The organism is Burkholderia sp. BDU5 (genome assembly GCF_001522845.1).
Lineage (GTDB): Bacteria > Pseudomonadota > Gammaproteobacteria > Burkholderiales > Burkholderiaceae > Burkholderia > Burkholderia mayonis.
On sequence record NZ_LOWC01000087.1, the window covers coordinates 23,191 to 38,036 of the forward strand.

The 14,846-nt window shown below is 62.4% G+C and carries 10 protein-coding genes and 2 pseudogenes; 8 read left to right on the forward strand and 4 right to left on the reverse strand.

Features of this window, described 5'->3' with window-relative positions; translation table 11 throughout:
• Window positions 1-4 precede the first annotated feature (4 nt).
• Window positions 5-2,026 (forward strand): RiPP maturation radical SAM C-methyltransferase, encoded by a 2,022-nt coding sequence (locus WS69_RS15115; protein ID WP_059471553.1) that lies wholly within the window; start codon window positions 5-7, stop codon window positions 2,024-2,026.
• Between the two features lie 28 nt (window positions 2,027-2,054).
• On the opposite strand, the gene WS69_RS15120 is transcribed toward WS69_RS15115, so the two are convergent.
• On the reverse strand, window positions 2,055-4,037 hold the full coding sequence (locus WS69_RS15120) for a class I SAM-dependent methyltransferase (protein WP_059471554.1): 1,983 nt from the start codon (window positions 4,035-4,037) through the stop codon (window positions 2,055-2,057).
• 66 nt (window positions 4,038-4,103) lie between these two features.
• On the opposite strand from WS69_RS15120, the gene WS69_RS15125 reads away from it, so the two are divergent.
• A complete protein-coding gene (locus WS69_RS15125; RefSeq protein ID WP_156438156.1) occupies window positions 4,104-5,690 on the forward strand; it encodes an AprA-related methyltransferase in 1,587 nt (528 codons plus the stop codon).
• Here the strand turns inward: WS69_RS15125 and metX are convergent.
• Window positions 5,673-6,821, reverse strand: coding sequence for a homoserine O-acetyltransferase MetX (gene metX, locus WS69_RS15130; RefSeq protein ID WP_059471556.1), 1,149 nt, complete (start codon window positions 6,819-6,821; stop codon window positions 5,673-5,675). The two genes, WS69_RS15125 and metX, sit on opposite strands and share 18 nt — an antisense overlap.
• Before the next feature lie 337 nt (window positions 6,822-7,158).
• On the opposite strand from metX, the pseudogene WS69_RS15135 reads away from it, so the two are divergent.
• The 6 genes and pseudogenes from WS69_RS15135 to hxsC all read left to right on the forward strand — a co-directional run.
• Window positions 7,159-9,919: pseudogene (locus WS69_RS15135) on the forward strand (Tn3 family transposase); the annotation flags it as partial.
• Between the two features lie 147 nt (window positions 9,920-10,066).
• Window positions 10,067-10,438 carry a Tn3 family transposase post-transcriptional regulator TnpC gene (gene tnpC / locus WS69_RS15140; RefSeq protein ID WP_059471557.1) on the forward strand — a complete coding sequence of 124 codons (372 nt, stop codon included), beginning with the start codon at window positions 10,067-10,069 and terminating at the stop codon, window positions 10,436-10,438.
• 177 nt (window positions 10,439-10,615) lie between these two features.
• Window positions 10,616-10,918 (forward strand): His-Xaa-Ser repeat protein HxsA2, encoded by a 303-nt coding sequence (gene hxsA2 / locus WS69_RS34785; protein WP_082716210.1) that lies wholly within the window; start codon window positions 10,616-10,618, stop codon window positions 10,916-10,918.
• Between the two features lie 100 nt (window positions 10,919-11,018).
• The gene (gene hxsD / locus WS69_RS15145; protein WP_059471558.1) at window positions 11,019-11,321 is read left to right on the forward strand and encodes a His-Xaa-Ser system protein HxsD; all 303 of its coding nucleotides are present in this window, start codon (window positions 11,019-11,021) and stop codon (window positions 11,319-11,321) included.
• A complete protein-coding gene (gene hxsB / locus WS69_RS15150) occupies window positions 11,318-12,775 on the forward strand; it encodes a His-Xaa-Ser system radical SAM maturase HxsB (RefSeq protein WP_059471559.1) in 1,458 nt (485 codons plus the stop codon). The genes hxsD and hxsB overlap by 4 nt, the downstream gene beginning before the upstream one ends.
• Entirely contained in the window at window positions 12,757-13,962 is a 1,206-nt protein-coding gene (hxsC, locus tag WS69_RS15155; RefSeq protein ID WP_231747147.1) for a His-Xaa-Ser system radical SAM maturase HxsC, read from the forward strand. Before hxsB ends, hxsC begins: the two co-directional genes overlap by 19 nt.
• Here the strand turns inward: hxsC and WS69_RS15160 are convergent.
• Window positions 13,955-14,551: a DUF4760 domain-containing protein gene (locus WS69_RS15160; protein WP_059471560.1), complete on the reverse strand. Its 597-nt coding sequence runs from the start codon at window positions 14,549-14,551 to the stop codon at window positions 13,955-13,957. The genes hxsC and WS69_RS15160 overlap by 8 nt on opposite strands.
• A gap of 56 nt (window positions 14,552-14,607) precedes the next feature.
• Window positions 14,608-14,846, reverse strand: a pseudogene (locus tag WS69_RS34790) (hypothetical protein); the annotation flags it as partial.

Below are 14,846 nucleotides of genomic sequence, written 5' to 3' on the forward strand. Positions count from 1 at the left end.
GGTCATGCCGATGCGGATGGACGCCGACCCTGGATCGAACCACCACGACGACGCCGACGACGATGGTCCGTGCGACGTCCTGTTCGTCTATCTGCCCTATGGCGCAATCGAACGTCCGTCCATCGCGCTCGGGCTGTTGAAGCAGGTGCTCGTCGATCACGGCTTTTCGGCGGGCGTGCACTACGCGAACATCACGTTCGCCGAGCAGATCGGCTTGCCCGTCTATGACGCGATTTCCCGACTGTCGCGAGAAATGGCCGGAGAATGGACCTTCGCCGGCGCCGCGTTTCCCGACGCGGAGACCGATCACGACGGTTACATGCGCGCGCTTGGCGAGATACTGAAGCCATCCGTCGCCGAAGCCGCCGCGCGCGAAATCGCGGCGCAACTGTGGCCCGTGCGCCGGCTGGCCGAGGCGTTCATCGCCCGCACCGTGCGCGAAATCGTGGCGCGGCGCCCGAAGATTGTCGGCGTCAGCTCAATGTTCCAGCAGCACTGCGCCGCCCTTGCGCTGCTGCGGCACCTGAAGCACGCGGATCCCGACATCGTCACGCTGATCGGCGGCGCGAACTGCGAAGACCAGATGGGGCTCGCGACGTGGCGCAACTTCCCCTTTGTCGATTACGTGGTATCCGGCGAAGCCGATGAACTGTTGCCGGACCTGGTCGCCAATGCGCTGCGATACCGCGCAAGGACCCCGCCGGCCCGGCTTCCGGCCGGTGTCCTGGGACGCGGGGGGCCGGCGGGCGTTGCTCCGCCCGCCGGCATCGGGCGGGCACGCGTCGAGCGGCTGGACGGCAGCCCGATTCCCGATTACCGGGACTATTTCCGCCGCTTGTCGCATTCGCCGTTGCGCGACCTGATCCGCCCCGGCCTCCCGATCGAGACGGCGCGAGGCTGCTGGTGGGGCGCCGTGCGGCACTGCACATTCTGCGGCCTGAACGGGAGTTCGATGGCGTTTCGCGCCAAGTCGCCGGAACGGGCAATCGGAGAATTCGCGACGCTCGCGGACCGGCACGGCATCAACCGTTTCATGGTGGTCGACAACATCATCGACCTCGATTATTTCAAGACCGTGCTGCCTCGTCTGCGCGAAGACCACGCAGGCGACTGGCAGATCTTCTACGAAACCAAAGCCAACCTTCGTCGCGACCAGGTCGCGCTGATGCGCGATGCCGGCATCGCCTGGATCCAGCCCGGCATCGAGAGCCTGAACGACAATTTGCTGAAGCAGATGGCAAAGGGAACGACGGCGCTGATCAACACGCGCCTGCTCAAGTGGGCGCGGGAAGACGGCTTGTTCGTGTCCTGGAACATCCTGTTCGATATTCCCCAGGAGAACGATGACGATTACCGCGACATGGCCGGGCTGATCCCGGCCCTCGTCCACCTGCAGCCGCCGCAGGCGATGGTGCGGGTCCGCGTCGAACGATTCAGCCCGTACCAGAAAACGCCCGAGCTTTACGAGCTGAACATTGCGCCCGCGTGGCCCTACCGCTACATCTACCCGTTGGCGGAGCAACAGCTCGCCCAGCTATGCTACAACTTCGACACCCTCGGCAAGGCACGCCTGCAAACGACCGGCGACTCGATTCCGGGCGCGAGTCCGCCGATCGAGCCCGGCAGCGGCCTTGCCCTGTGTCATCAGGCCGTGACCGCCTGGAGGCAGCTTCACGACGCCGCCGCCAAGCCGCTGCTGTGCATCACCCCGCGTGCCGACGGCGGCGCCACGGTGCTCGATACGCGTCCGTGCGCGCGCCAGCGCGTGAGCCAGGTGTCGGCGGCGGCAGCCGGGATACTGGCACTGTGCGACGGCGGAGCAACATCGGCGCAGATCGACCGAGGTCGGCTCGGACCGGGAGAATGGGACGCGCTGATCGGCAACCGGTGGCTGCTCGCCCTCGGCGAAAAATACCTGTCGCTGCCGGTCAACGGCGACGTACCGGCCTTGCCCGCCCGCCAACGCTTTCCCGGCGGCTACATCACAGCCGGCCCCGAAACGTCGGAGCTGCTGCTGGCGGAATGACGGCGGCATTCCACGGGAACGCGTTGCGTCATGCCGGCCGACACCAGAATTGGTACATCGCGCGAAAGGTATCGGGATAAATCTCTTCGAACGCGGCCCATCCGGCGAGATCCGCATCGTCGTCCGCGGCGAGCAACGCGCGCTTGCACGCATGGACGTCCGGATCGACCTGATCGAAACCGAGGAATACCAGCCCCAGCGCTGTCAATGCGGTGGCGATGCGGGGAATGTCGAACGGATCTTCATGTTCGTTGACTATCAGGTCCCGAAAGCCGGCCAGGCTATAGAAATCGGTGTAGCGCCAGACCGATGCGAGGGCATCGTCATGAGGAAGGGCAAGCAGCCGGGCACGCGCCGCCCGCAACGCATCGTCGTCGCATGGCGGAACGACCAGGTCCGCGATGCGCTGGCGCGCCGCCGCCACGCTGCGGCGGGCCAGCGCGCTATACAACCCGATCCGCATTGTGCCGCCCGGCGCCAGCGCCGGCATCAGCGCGCGCCAGCCGGCCTCGGGATCGGCCAGATGATGCAGCACGCCGCCGCATTCAATGTGGTCGAAGGCCCCGCCCAGCGACGCTGCATCGTGCAAGTCCACGCATGCGAACGAAATCGTCGAGATCCCCAGCGCCCTCGCCCGTGCTTCCGCATATCGCAAACTGGCGGTGCTGACGTCGATGGCAACGATGTCGGCGTCGGGCATCGCCGATGCCAGTTGCGCCGCATGTCGTCCCGTGCCACAACCCGCCACGAGGATCCGGGGCCGCCCGCGGGGCGCCGGGGACGACGCGTGGCGGAACGGCCCGCAGTATCCGGCAAAGCCTTGCGGCGGCCTGCGCGTGATGCGCTGCCAGACCGGGTAGGCATGTGCTTCGTACTGCGCACGCAGTCGTGCGGCAACGTCGCCCGATTCGACGCCCTGCGCCGTATGCGCCGGTTCGATGTCCGGATACGCATCGCAGATCGATCGGGCCGCATCCAGCCTGCAGTGCGCCGCTTCGTCGGCCGGCACCGGCCACGCGCCGCCATTCAGCCGGCATTGAGCCGCCAACGCCCGGCACAACGCCGGATAGCGATCGCTCTCGTTCGACAGCAGCAGCCATCGCCGTACCCGGGACAGCATGCGCTCGATCGTGCGATTGGGCGGCAAACCCTGCGAAATCAGTTCCAGCGCAAGGGGACGCGCATTCAGCAGCGACGCCAGTGCCGCCGGATCCGCGGCGTGACCGTCCGCGCCGATCAGGCGTGCCAGGCCGGGGTCGCGCGCCTGTTGCAGCCATCCCGCCGCCGTCAGTTGCTGTGCGTCGACGTCCGCATCACGCAACAACGCGACGAGCGGCGCTTCGTCGTCGGCCGAACGCACGATGGCGTCCGGATAAGACTTCAGCAGATCGACCAGTCGCGAACGGACAGACAGATCGGCCGGCCAGCGTCGCACTGCGTCGAACAACAGCGGGAGCGCCGCGGCGTGTTCGCCGCGATCCGCGAGCCAGCTCGCGAGCAACGGATAGGCCGGCGCGAATTCCGGCGCATCGGCGATGCAGCAGCGTGCCTGCGCGATGGCGGCATCCAGGTTACCTTGCGCTGCGAGGGCCGCGCCAAGGTTGAAGCGCGTCGCCACGAGGCTGGGATCGACGGCGAGCGCGCGACGAAAGTCGTTTGCCGCGCTCGCCGCCCGCCCCAACGCAAGCAACGCGCGACCTCGATCGTTCCACAACGGCGCCGATCCCGCCGGCTGAACCAGCGGCAACGCGGCGTCGAGCCGGGCAAGCGCCAGTTCCGGCAGACCGCACGCCAGCGCGACGGCAGCAGCCAGGTGCAATCCCGCTGCGTCGCCGCGCTCGGCCGCGGCCTCGGCCAGCCGGTCGGCGAGCGTTCGGGCGTCCTCTCGCCGCCCCGACGTCCACGCGTCGCGAATGTGTTGCGACAGGGTTTCTCCGCTCGGCGGGAGGGAAGTTGTGGAGACGCTCATGATTGCCCCGTTCTTGTCGTCGGCAAACTCACCGCAGTCCATTCAACCGAGTCCACTCAGTGAACGATGCGTACAGCTCCTTCGCGTGATCATAACTCGCCGCCATCGGTGTCCGAACTGCCGGCCCGCCAAGCGCTGGTCTGGCGGCAGATTTGCCATATGGCGGAAGGACTGGCCATCGCTCCGGCGATCGACAGCCTGATCCGTCACGACGCAGTGGTCGCGCGCGCGGATACGGACGTTCCGCCCGCATCATCACGCAATCCCGGTTTCGTCGGCGTCGCCCGGCGTGCGCTCGCGCAGCAGGGCCGGCTGACACCGGGAAACGCGGCGAATCGCGGCTGGTTGCCGCGGCTGGACGACTATCGTCACGTGCCCGCGCTGCTGGACCTGTGTCATGCGCTGCTGGCTGGCGAGCCGGTCCACGCGCGGCGCGCGACGCTCCCCCTGCTGCGAGCGTGGAAAGCGGCCACCGATCTCCCCGACCGCATCGCGACCGAATTGCTCGCGTTCGTGGCGGCGCCGACGCTTCTGACGCTCGCCGATAGCGGGTGCTTGCCGCCGTTCCGGCCTGAATCCTTCCCGCTGCCGGCGGACGTTTGGCCCGTCGGTGCCGCGGGCCGGCATGCGCAGGCGGCGCTGCGATGGCTCGGATGGGTCGACGGACCGGCAGCGGCCCCGCAGTTGACAACGGAAGGCCGCATGGCGGTCGCCTTTTCCGGGCAGTTCCGCTATCCGCTGTCCTACCTGCCGATGTTGACTCGCATGGACTCGCTCCTGTTCGGCGATCCGGGCATCGCGCTGACACGCAGCGGCGACGCGACGGAGCGTCACCTGGACCGTGCCGCCGACATTCGCTTCTCGACTGAAGTGTTCCGGCGCAACTGCGCGCCTGTCCTGTCGGCAATGGCCGTGCCGCTCTTTCATCGCAGCCGGGGGGACAGCCGGCCACGGGTCGTCGTCGACGTTGGCTGCGGCGAAGCGACGTTGCTGGCGAGTTTGTTTCATGCCATTGCGAGCGAGCCCGCTGCGGCGGACGCCGCGGAAAATCTGCTGCTGGTCGGCGTCGAAAACAATCCGGTGGCGGAGCAGGCGGCGAAGCGCACGCTGGCAACCTGCGGAGCGAAGCACGTATTGATACGCGGGGACATCTCGTACCCGGACGCCATTGCCGCGCGTCTCGCCGTCGAGGGATTCGATTTCGCCGATGCGCTCCATGTCAACAAGTCAGTCATCCACGACCGCGAACTGGTTGACGCGTCGCCATCGGAGGCGGCGCATGCGGAATGGTACGGCGCGCGCGCCGGCCTTCCGGGTGCGAATGCCGATGACGGAATCTTCGCGCGGCCCGACGGCAGCCTCGTCGATGCCACGGCCGCGCAGGACGATCTCGTTCGCTTCTTTCGGCGCTGGCGCCCCTATCTCGTGCGTCACGGGATGATCGCGCTCGAGCCGCATGCGCTCACGGTCGACGCGGCGGCGGCCCTGTCGGGGCGCAGTCTGACGGCCGTGATGGAGGCGCTGCACGGATTTTCCTGCCAGTATCTGGCTACCCTGGACCGCTTCACCGAGGCGATCGGCGTCTCGGGACTGCGCCTCGCCGCGCAACGGCTCATCGGATCGGAACTGACCGGGCACGTGCACATGAGCTGCAGCCATCTTGTCGCCGAGCGCGATTCACGACATGGCCTGTAGAAAACCGGTTACGACCGGCGCCAGCGCGCTGACGTCGAATTGGTAAGCCCCGTGCCCGAACGGGCTGGTCAGATGATGATGGGCGACGGCGGTGCCGTTGCTCGCGATCGCATCCGCGAGCCGCGCGATCTCGGCACGCGGGTAGCGCCAGTCCGATTCGTAGGACACCAGCAGCACCGGCTTGTCGATGGCCGACACGCCGGACGACAGATCGGGATATCCGTCCGCCAGATCGAACAGGTCCATCGCCTTGGTCAGGCAGATCAGCGAATTGGGATCGAAGCGCAGGCTCGCGTTCGCACGCACGCGGGCGAGAAAGGCTTCGACGGCGAATTCGGGCGCCGGAAACGCAGGCGGCGGCACACCGCCATCGGCCGCCGGTGTATCGGCCCGGCGCCGGCCGAACTTTTCCGCCAGCGTGTCCCGGTCGAGCCACAGCACGGAGCCGATCATCGCACCCAGCCCCATGCCGGCCAGCGGCCCCTGCGCCTGTCCGTAATAATCTCCGCCCTGCCAGCCGGGATCGGCGTAGATCGCCTGCCGCATCAGCTCCCACAACGCGATGGTGTACGCGGACGTGAACGGCGTCGCGCTGATGGCGATCGCGCACGACAAGCGAGACGGGTGACGACGCGCGAATTCGAGTACCTGGAAGCCGCCCATGCAGCCGCCGGCGGCCGCGCGAAAGCGGGGAATGTCCAGGCGATCCTGCAAGCGGGCCCATGCATCGGCCATGTCCGCCATGGTGACGCGCGGAAAGCGCATGCCGAAAGGCTGGCCGGTATGCGGATCCGTGGCGGCCGGCCCCGTCGATCCAGCGCACCCACCCGGCACGTTCGCACAGACGATGAAGTAGCGATCGGTGTCGAACATCCGGCCCGGGCCAATCGCCAGCTGCCACCATGGCTGCGGCGGCCCGCCGGGCAGCGGGGCTCCGGCCGCATTCTGATTTCCCGTCAGTCCATGGCAAATCATGATCGCGTTATCGCGACTGTCGTTCAGACTGCCATAGGTTTCCACGGCCAGATCCAGGCGAGCAAGCGTTCCACCGGTCACCATGCGCATCGGCTCGTCGAACGAGACCGTGAAGCGGTGTTGGTCCAGGCTCGGTTCCGTTTCTTTCTCGTTCATAGTCGGGTCAACCGTCCCGCGAAGTAAAGTCGTGACATCTGTCCCGAAAGAAAACCCTGTACTTCCGTGAGGCGATCAGTCTACGCTCCTGACTTTACTTTGCGCAGATGCAAACTAAACTCCGATCTTCTTGATGTCGAGAAGTAAAGTCGAGACTTTGCGAGGCGATGGTGGTGGAAAATTCCCGTCCGGATGAGCGGGTATGACCAAGATGAGCGTAAATTCCTATCATAAGATTTCTAGTTATGAAGATTGGGAAAATCATTCCAATCTGACCCTGTAGCACGAAGTTTTCTTGCGCTAATCTGAGCGGCCCGCTGCGATCCAGAGGACTCGCATGGCCACCATCGAACGCACCGCGTACCCACGCTTCCCCAAGGTTCTGGCCGCCGGGGATCTGGACGCCGGCTACACGCCGCTGCCTGAGGAATTGGAATGGGCGCGCCGCTCGACACGAGGCGAGCGGCCGCGTCTCGGCCTGCTGGTGCTGCTCAAAGTCTTCCAGCAGATGCATTATTTCCCGACGCTCGACGCGATTCCGGCATTACGCGGCGATCCGCGATTACCTCGGCGTGACGCCCTACTACGGGAGCGACGCCAACACGATCGCCACGCGGGCAGCGCACACGGCGGCGCTGGCCATGGACCAGCCTGTCGACATCATCAACGCGACGATCGACGAGCTCATCGCGCAGGACATCGAGTTGCCGGCGTTCTCCACGTTGGACCGGATCGCCGAGCAGATTCACGCGAAGACGCAGACGCGCCTGTTCCGGCGCGTCGCGCGGCGGCTCACCGACGGGCAGAAGCGCGACCTCGATCGACTCCTCGTGCGGGATCTGGCGAACCGCCAGACGGCCTACAACCGCATCAAGCAGCATGCGAAGCGCCCCTCTCGCCAGCATCTGGACCTGCTGATCGACCAGATCGCCTGGCTCGACGGGCTCGGCGATTTCACTAAAGCGCTTGTCGGCATCCCGGCGTCGAAGCTGCGCTCGCTGGCTGCCCAGGCGACGAGCCTGGACGCGGCGAACCTGAAGGAAACCCAGCCCGAGAAACGCTACGCGCTGATCATCGCGCTCCTCAATCGCATGCGCGTGCGGGCCCGCGACGACTTGGCCGAGATGTTCGTGCGCCGCATGGGCGCCATTCACAAGCGGGCGAGCGATGAGCTGGAGGTGATCCAGCGCAAGCAACGCGACCAGATCGAAAATCTCGTCGTCCTGCTCGATGGCGTGGTCGACATTCTCGTCGACCAGCCCAACGACATGACCATCGCGCAGTCGATCCGCAAGTGGCTCGCGCCGACAGGGGACCTCGAACCGCTGCGTGAGAGCTGCGCGGCGATCCGCGCCTTCAGCGGCCGCAACTACTTGCCGCTGCTCTGGAAGCATTTCCGCGCGCATCGCGCAGTCCTCATGCGCGTGGCGCACACGCTCGAATGGAACTCGACGAGCCAGGTGCGAACGCTGCTCGACGCGCTCCAGGTGGTGCGGGAAAACGAGACGCTGCACCGCGAATGGATCGATCTCGACGTCGATCTGAGCTTTGCCGCGCCTCGCTGGCGCAAGCTCGTGCGTCGCTCGCATGGCGAGGGGGCACCAACGAACCGGCGCTATCTCGAACTGTGCGTGTTCTCGTACATGGCCGAGGAGCTGCGTGTCGGCGACTTGTGCGTGTCGGGTTCGGACGCGTATGCCGACTACCGAGATCACTTGCTGCCGTGGCGCCAATGTGAACAGTTGCTGCCCGAGTATTGCGCCAAGGTCGGCCTGCCGGCTACCGGCAGCGGTTTCGTCGCCGGGTTGCGACAGTGGTTGACCGAGACGGCACGCAAGCTCGACGACGATTTCCCGAGCAAGCGCGAACATGTCACGATCGGGAAGGACGGCGAGCCGATTCTGCGCAAGACCGTCGCGCGCGAGATTCCGGCGAGCGTGATCGCGCTGCAAGAGCGGCTCAATGCGCGCATGCCGACGCGCAACGTGCTCGATATCCTCGCCAACATCGAGCACTGGACGCATTTCACGCGGCACTTCGGCCCGCTCTCAGGCAGCGATCCAAAAATCCAGAAAGCCGCTGAGCGCTACCTGCTGACGATCTTCGCGATGGGCTGCAACCTCGGTCCCACTCAGGCGGCCCGTCATCTGGACGCGGACGTGACGGCGCACATGCTCTCGTTCGTCAATCGCCGGCACATGAGCCTCGACAAGCTCGAAACCGCGCATCGCGAACTCGTCGAGCTGTACCTGCGGCTCGATCTGCCCAAGCACTGGGGCGACGGCAAGACGGTGGCGGCCGACGGCACCCAGTACGACTTCTACGACAACAATCTGCTGGCCGGCTACCACTTCCGCTATCGCAAGATGGGCGCTGTCGCGTACCGGCACGTCGCCGACAACTATATCGCGGTGTTCCGGCATTTCATTCCGCCCGGCGTGTGGGAGGCCATCTATGTCATTGAGGGGCTGCTGAAGGCCGGCCTCTCCGTCAAAGCCGACACGGTTCATGCCGACACGCAGGGCCAATCGGCCGCCGTCTTCGCCTTCACGCATCTGCTTGGGATCAGGCTGATGCCGCGCATCCGCAACTGGAAGGACCTCGTGCTTTACCGGCCAGACAGCGCCGCAAAATACAAACACATCGACAAGCTCTTCACGAACACGATCGACTGGGCGCTGATCGATCGGCACTGGCAGGAACTGATGCAGGTCGCCCTGTCGATTCAGGCCGGTACGATTTCCTCGCCGCTGCTGCTGCGCCGGCTGGGCTCGGAAAGCCGTAAGAACCGCCTATACCTCGCGGCGCGCGAGCTCGGCAACGTCGTGCGCACGGTGTTTCTGCTCGAGTGGATCGGCAGTCGCGAGCTGCGCCAGGAGGTGACGGCGAACACGAACAAGATCGAGTCGTACAACGGTTTCGCCAAATGGCTGTCGTTCGGGGGTGACGTGATCGCCGAGAACGAGCCGGAAGAGCAGCAAAAGCGGCTGCGCTACAATGACCTGATCGCCTCAGGCGTGATCCTGCAAAACACGGTCGACATGATGCGAGCGTTGCGCGACATGGTGGCCGAGGGCGAGAAAATCCGCGTGTCGGATATTGAGTTCCTGAGTCCGTATCCGACGCACAACATTCGCCGTTTCGGACGCTACAAGCTGCACCTTGATCGGCCGCCCGAGACCTGGATCAACGACGCGCTGTTCGGTCAGGCCGCACGCCCCGACATTGAACCGATGTGAGGCGCCATGAGCGCAAGATCTGCTGTGACAACAACGCCCTATGGCGAGGTCGATGCCGCCTCGCTGGAGAAGCTGGAGGCGACCTACGACACCACGCGCATGCTGGATGCCGTGACGAGCCTCGATGAGGTGCGCGCGAGCCTCAACGATCCCGAAGGCCTGCGCGACGATCTGCTGCGCCTGCATAGTATGGCCCATACGATCCTCAACGGCGCCAGCCTCACGGTCGCAGCCCAGGACGTGCCGTTCGTCGACCAGGTTTCGGACGTCATAGACCAAATTGAGCAGTACGTGGCCGAGTTGCAGGCGATTCGTGATGTGCTTCAATCGCTCGAGACGCTTCGTCCTGGTGATGGGAATGATTGCATGCTCCGTTAAGAAACTCGCCGATGGCCCGACATCCAGTCAGTTACCTCCTACCGCAGATAGACTGACGGATCAGTTACAATCTGGTCGAGTAATGCCCGTCATGCGGACATCGCATCCCGACATTTTTCTTCTAGTTTTCAAGGACGTGTGCTAGCCTATACGTCGTCATGACTTCGGGGGCGGGCCATGAAAGCCAAGTTCTTGGTTCCATTGACGACAATTATCGCCGCAATAGCGGCGGAGCATTCGAGCGCTGCGGTGCTCCCGCCTACCAATCAGATCCAAGAACGAGAGGCGCTGCCCGTGCCAGGCGCGGCAGGAGATCAAAGCGGGAAATTGACTGTCCGCGCCGGAGAAGATTCTTTCAGCTTCGTGCTGAAGCGCTCTACCCAGACAGGCCTTTTGATGGCCCAGCACGAGTCTCACGAATCTCACTCGTCACATAGCTCGCACAGTTCGCACTACTCGCACCGTTCGGGCGATTACTAAACAAGCTATCGACTCCGTGGCGCGACCGCTCCAGAGGAAAGATCCCAAGGCGGATGTCGTGTGAAATCAGAATTAAACGACCTTCTTTTGAGTCACTTTTATGCCTGGCGAAATCACTTTGCTGTTTGACGCCGCTGTGTATTCTGTTGACTCGATTCAAAAGGCGGCTTACCGTTCTATCCATAAGGTCTCTACCGATATTCGCTGCCGGGAGGGGTGCATCGAGTGCCGCCTCACGCTTGATCCCACAGTCACAGATGCTGAAGGGGTCGCTCACGAATTCAAGAAAGAAGTGCTGGATCAAGAGCTTCGGACGAAGATTGCCGCCGAGACGCGCTCGATCCGACATCTGATTTTGGCGCTGGCTTTTTCGCGCACCGGACTGATTCGGGATTCCGAGTGAGCAAATTCATCTCTCCCGAGTTCTTTTCGGCCAAAGGCAATTACTCACTTCTGCCATTCAATTTCACTTTGCTCGAGGAAGACACATACGTCGTCACCAACATGGCTGGTGAGATGCTGTTATTGGATCGTGTGACACTTGATAGGCTTGTCAATCATCAGGTAATACCAAGCGACAATATATATCCGGATCTTCGTGCAAAGCAATTCATCGTCGAAATCGACGATCAAGCTCCAAATGAACTCCTGGCGCTGAAAATGCGCACTCGATTTCAACGTTTGCCGAATTTCACCAATCTGCATATTTTTGTGGTGACGCTGCGTTGCGATCATAGCTGCCCATATTGCCAAGTGTCGCGCCAGTCGGAGAATCGTGCGGCGTTCGACATGACGCCGGAGATCGCCGATCGATCCTTGGACCTGATGTTCCGCTCGCCGTCGCCTGCCCTGAAAATCGAATTCCAGGGTGGTGAACCTTTACTCAACTTCGAGCTGATCCGATATGTCGTCGATAAGGCCAGGGCACGCGCGAAGATGGAAGACCGAGAGCTGGAAATCGTAATTGCAACAACCCTCTCGTTGGCGACCAGAGATATCCTGGAGTACTGCCGGGATAACCTGATTCTGCTGTCAACCTCCTTGGACGGCCCCCGGAGCCTCCACAACCAGAATCGACCGCGGCCTGGTCATGACAGCCACGAACGGTGTATAGCAGGGCTTCGGCTAGCACGCGACATCGTGGGCTTTGACCGAGTGTCCGCCTTGATGACGACCACGGAACGTAGCTTGAGGCATGTCAGGGACATCATCGACGAATACGTGGGTCTAGGCTTTCCCGGCATTTTCCTGCGGCCGCTTTCGCCATATGGATTCGCTATGAAGACTAAGGCTTACGAAGCCTACACCACTGAGCATTGGCTGAAATTTTACAAGGATGGGTTAGATTACATACTCGAATTGAACAAATCGGGTATTTTCTTTCGTGAGTTCTATTCCTCCGTTGTGCTCCATAAAATTTTCACTGCCAATGACCCGGGATTTGTTGATTTGACCAACCCGGCCGGTATCGGCATCGGCGCTATCGTCTTCAATTACGACGGTGGCGTTTTTGCTTCGGACGAGAGTCGGATGCTGGCGGAAATGGGGGACACGAGTTTTCGCCTCGGCGACGTCATGACAAACAGCTATGAAGAGATCTTCTTGTCCGATCGCCTCCTTAGCGCACTAGAGGAGTCGTTTACTCTTTCGGCGCCAATGTGTTCTGAGTGCGCCTTCGAGCCCTTTTGCGGCGCCGATCCCGTGTACTCCCATACCGTATACGGGGACACGTTGGGGCGAAAGCCGAGCTCTGAATTTTGCAAACGCAACATGTCCATCTTCCGGCACCTCATTAAGCTGATGCGGGATGACGAACAGGTCGCGGATATTTTCAGAGGGTGGGTCGCATCGTGTTAAAGCTGAGTGGGAAGGTAATTGAAATCAAGGTCGCCTCCGAGGTCAGAGAACCGCGAACTCAACATGGCTCGTCGGCCGGCATCCTGTACACGGTGGCGCAGCGTACTAACTTGCCGGCCCCCCTGAAGGCGCGTAGCGCATACCTTGTCCGCGAGACTCACATCCCTGGCGGCTTCGCTCATTACCTAGCGCTGAAAAGGGATGCGCACTACCTGTCAGGGCTCCCCCCCGAAGCAAGCTCCACTGTGCTCCCGGATGACTACGACTACGTGGCTGACGGAGACATCATTCGCCTAAATTCGGTGCGTGGCGAAATTCGCGTGCTGTACCGTAAGAACAGTCCGCACAACGCGATCCTCGTCACGGAGCAGTGCCAACACTATTGCCTCATGTGCTCCCAGCCTCCGAAGGACGTCGATGACAACTGGCTCCTCGATGAAGCCATAGAACTGATTCGCCTAATCCCCCGGACCACAGAGGCGCTGGGTTTTACCGGGGGGGAGCCGACTCTGTACAAAGATCGTTTTCTGGACGTGCTGCGTCTCGCGAAGTCGTTGCTACCGCAAACCAAACTTCACATCCTGTCCAATGGGCGCCTGTTTGTAGACCGGGCATTTGCGGCCCATTACGCCGCCGTCGATCATCCGGATATGACGATCGGGATTCCTGTGTACTCGGACGATCCGGCGATGCACGACTATATCGTGCAGGCTAAGGGGGCATTTGATGAGACCATCCGGGGCATCCTCCATCTCAAAGAGTTGGGCCAGAAGGTCGAGGTCCGCGTCGTTCTGCACAAACTCAGCATAGGGCGACTGGAGAAGCTGGCGCAGTTCATCGCGCGGAACCTGCTGTTCGTGGATCACGTGGCATTAATGGGGCTGGAGATCACTGGTTTTACCCGGGCCAACCTTGACAAGCTGTGGATTGATCCATACGACTACCGCAATACATTGAGCCGCGCCGTTCGTATCTTGGAAGATTACGGCATGCATGTCTCGGTGTACAACCACCAACTTTGCGTGGTAAATGCGGACATCAAGAATGCGTACCGGAAGTCGATTTCCGACTGGAAGAATGAATATCTGCCCATCTGCGAGCCCTGCACTCGAAGACACGAATGCGGTGCCTTCTTTTCCTCGGCAATCAAGTATCGCACGAGCGACCATATACGACCCTTCATCTGACTCCTGCCGTCGCAGAGACTGGCGAATCCCATGGATGAAGCGTCTGTTCGGATCGTAGATAGTCATTGATCTTGTCGCTGCTTGGGCGTTCAGGCGCGCTCCGTCCGTGCCGGCGGGCGCTCAGTTGGGCAAATTTTTCTGCCAGCCATTCGAGATCGCGGTACAGTTCGGTGTCGCCCTCCTTGTGCCGGAGGTCTGTCGCGAAGTCCCGGGCCGCATGCCAATAGCCTTCGACGGCCACCGAAAAATAGTTCCACACGATCCGCGTCTCAAGCACCTGCTCCCGTGTGAGGTGCGCCAGGTGCTCGAAAAACTCCAAGACTGTTTCATCGATCAGGGGCTTTTCAGCCTGATCCGGGTACAACCGTGCACTCAACAATTTTGTGGCGAAGGCCCGCCGCAGGCCGCGCATGGTGGGGTCCTGGAAGTCGCGGGTGAGTTGCGTGAACAGCTGCAGGCCGGTGGACCGCTTGGCTTCGGCAATCTGCGCTCGCACCAACCTAAAAGTGATTACGGCCATTGCCACGGTGGCGGCCGCCGTACAAATGCTCGCCCACGCGGTGGCGATCGCTGCCGATGACTGGTCCATGGGTGCCCTTTCGGCGTCGAAACGACCTGCACAAGTCAGCCCCCGCTCGATCACACTCATCGACGCTTGATGGCGCTGACTTTCTCGTTCTCGTCTTTGTTGATTATGTCGTAGATCATGTACTGACGGCCATTATACGTAACCGACCTGGAGCAAATTACGACTTCCTCGGGAGGCTGTGAACGCCGGTCCAAATCCGACACTAAACGACGGCGTTTTGGAATTGAGCGTTTGAAGTGGCCGTGCTTGGAAGATGATGTTTGCGGGGTAGCGACGCTGCGGATGCCTGACGCTT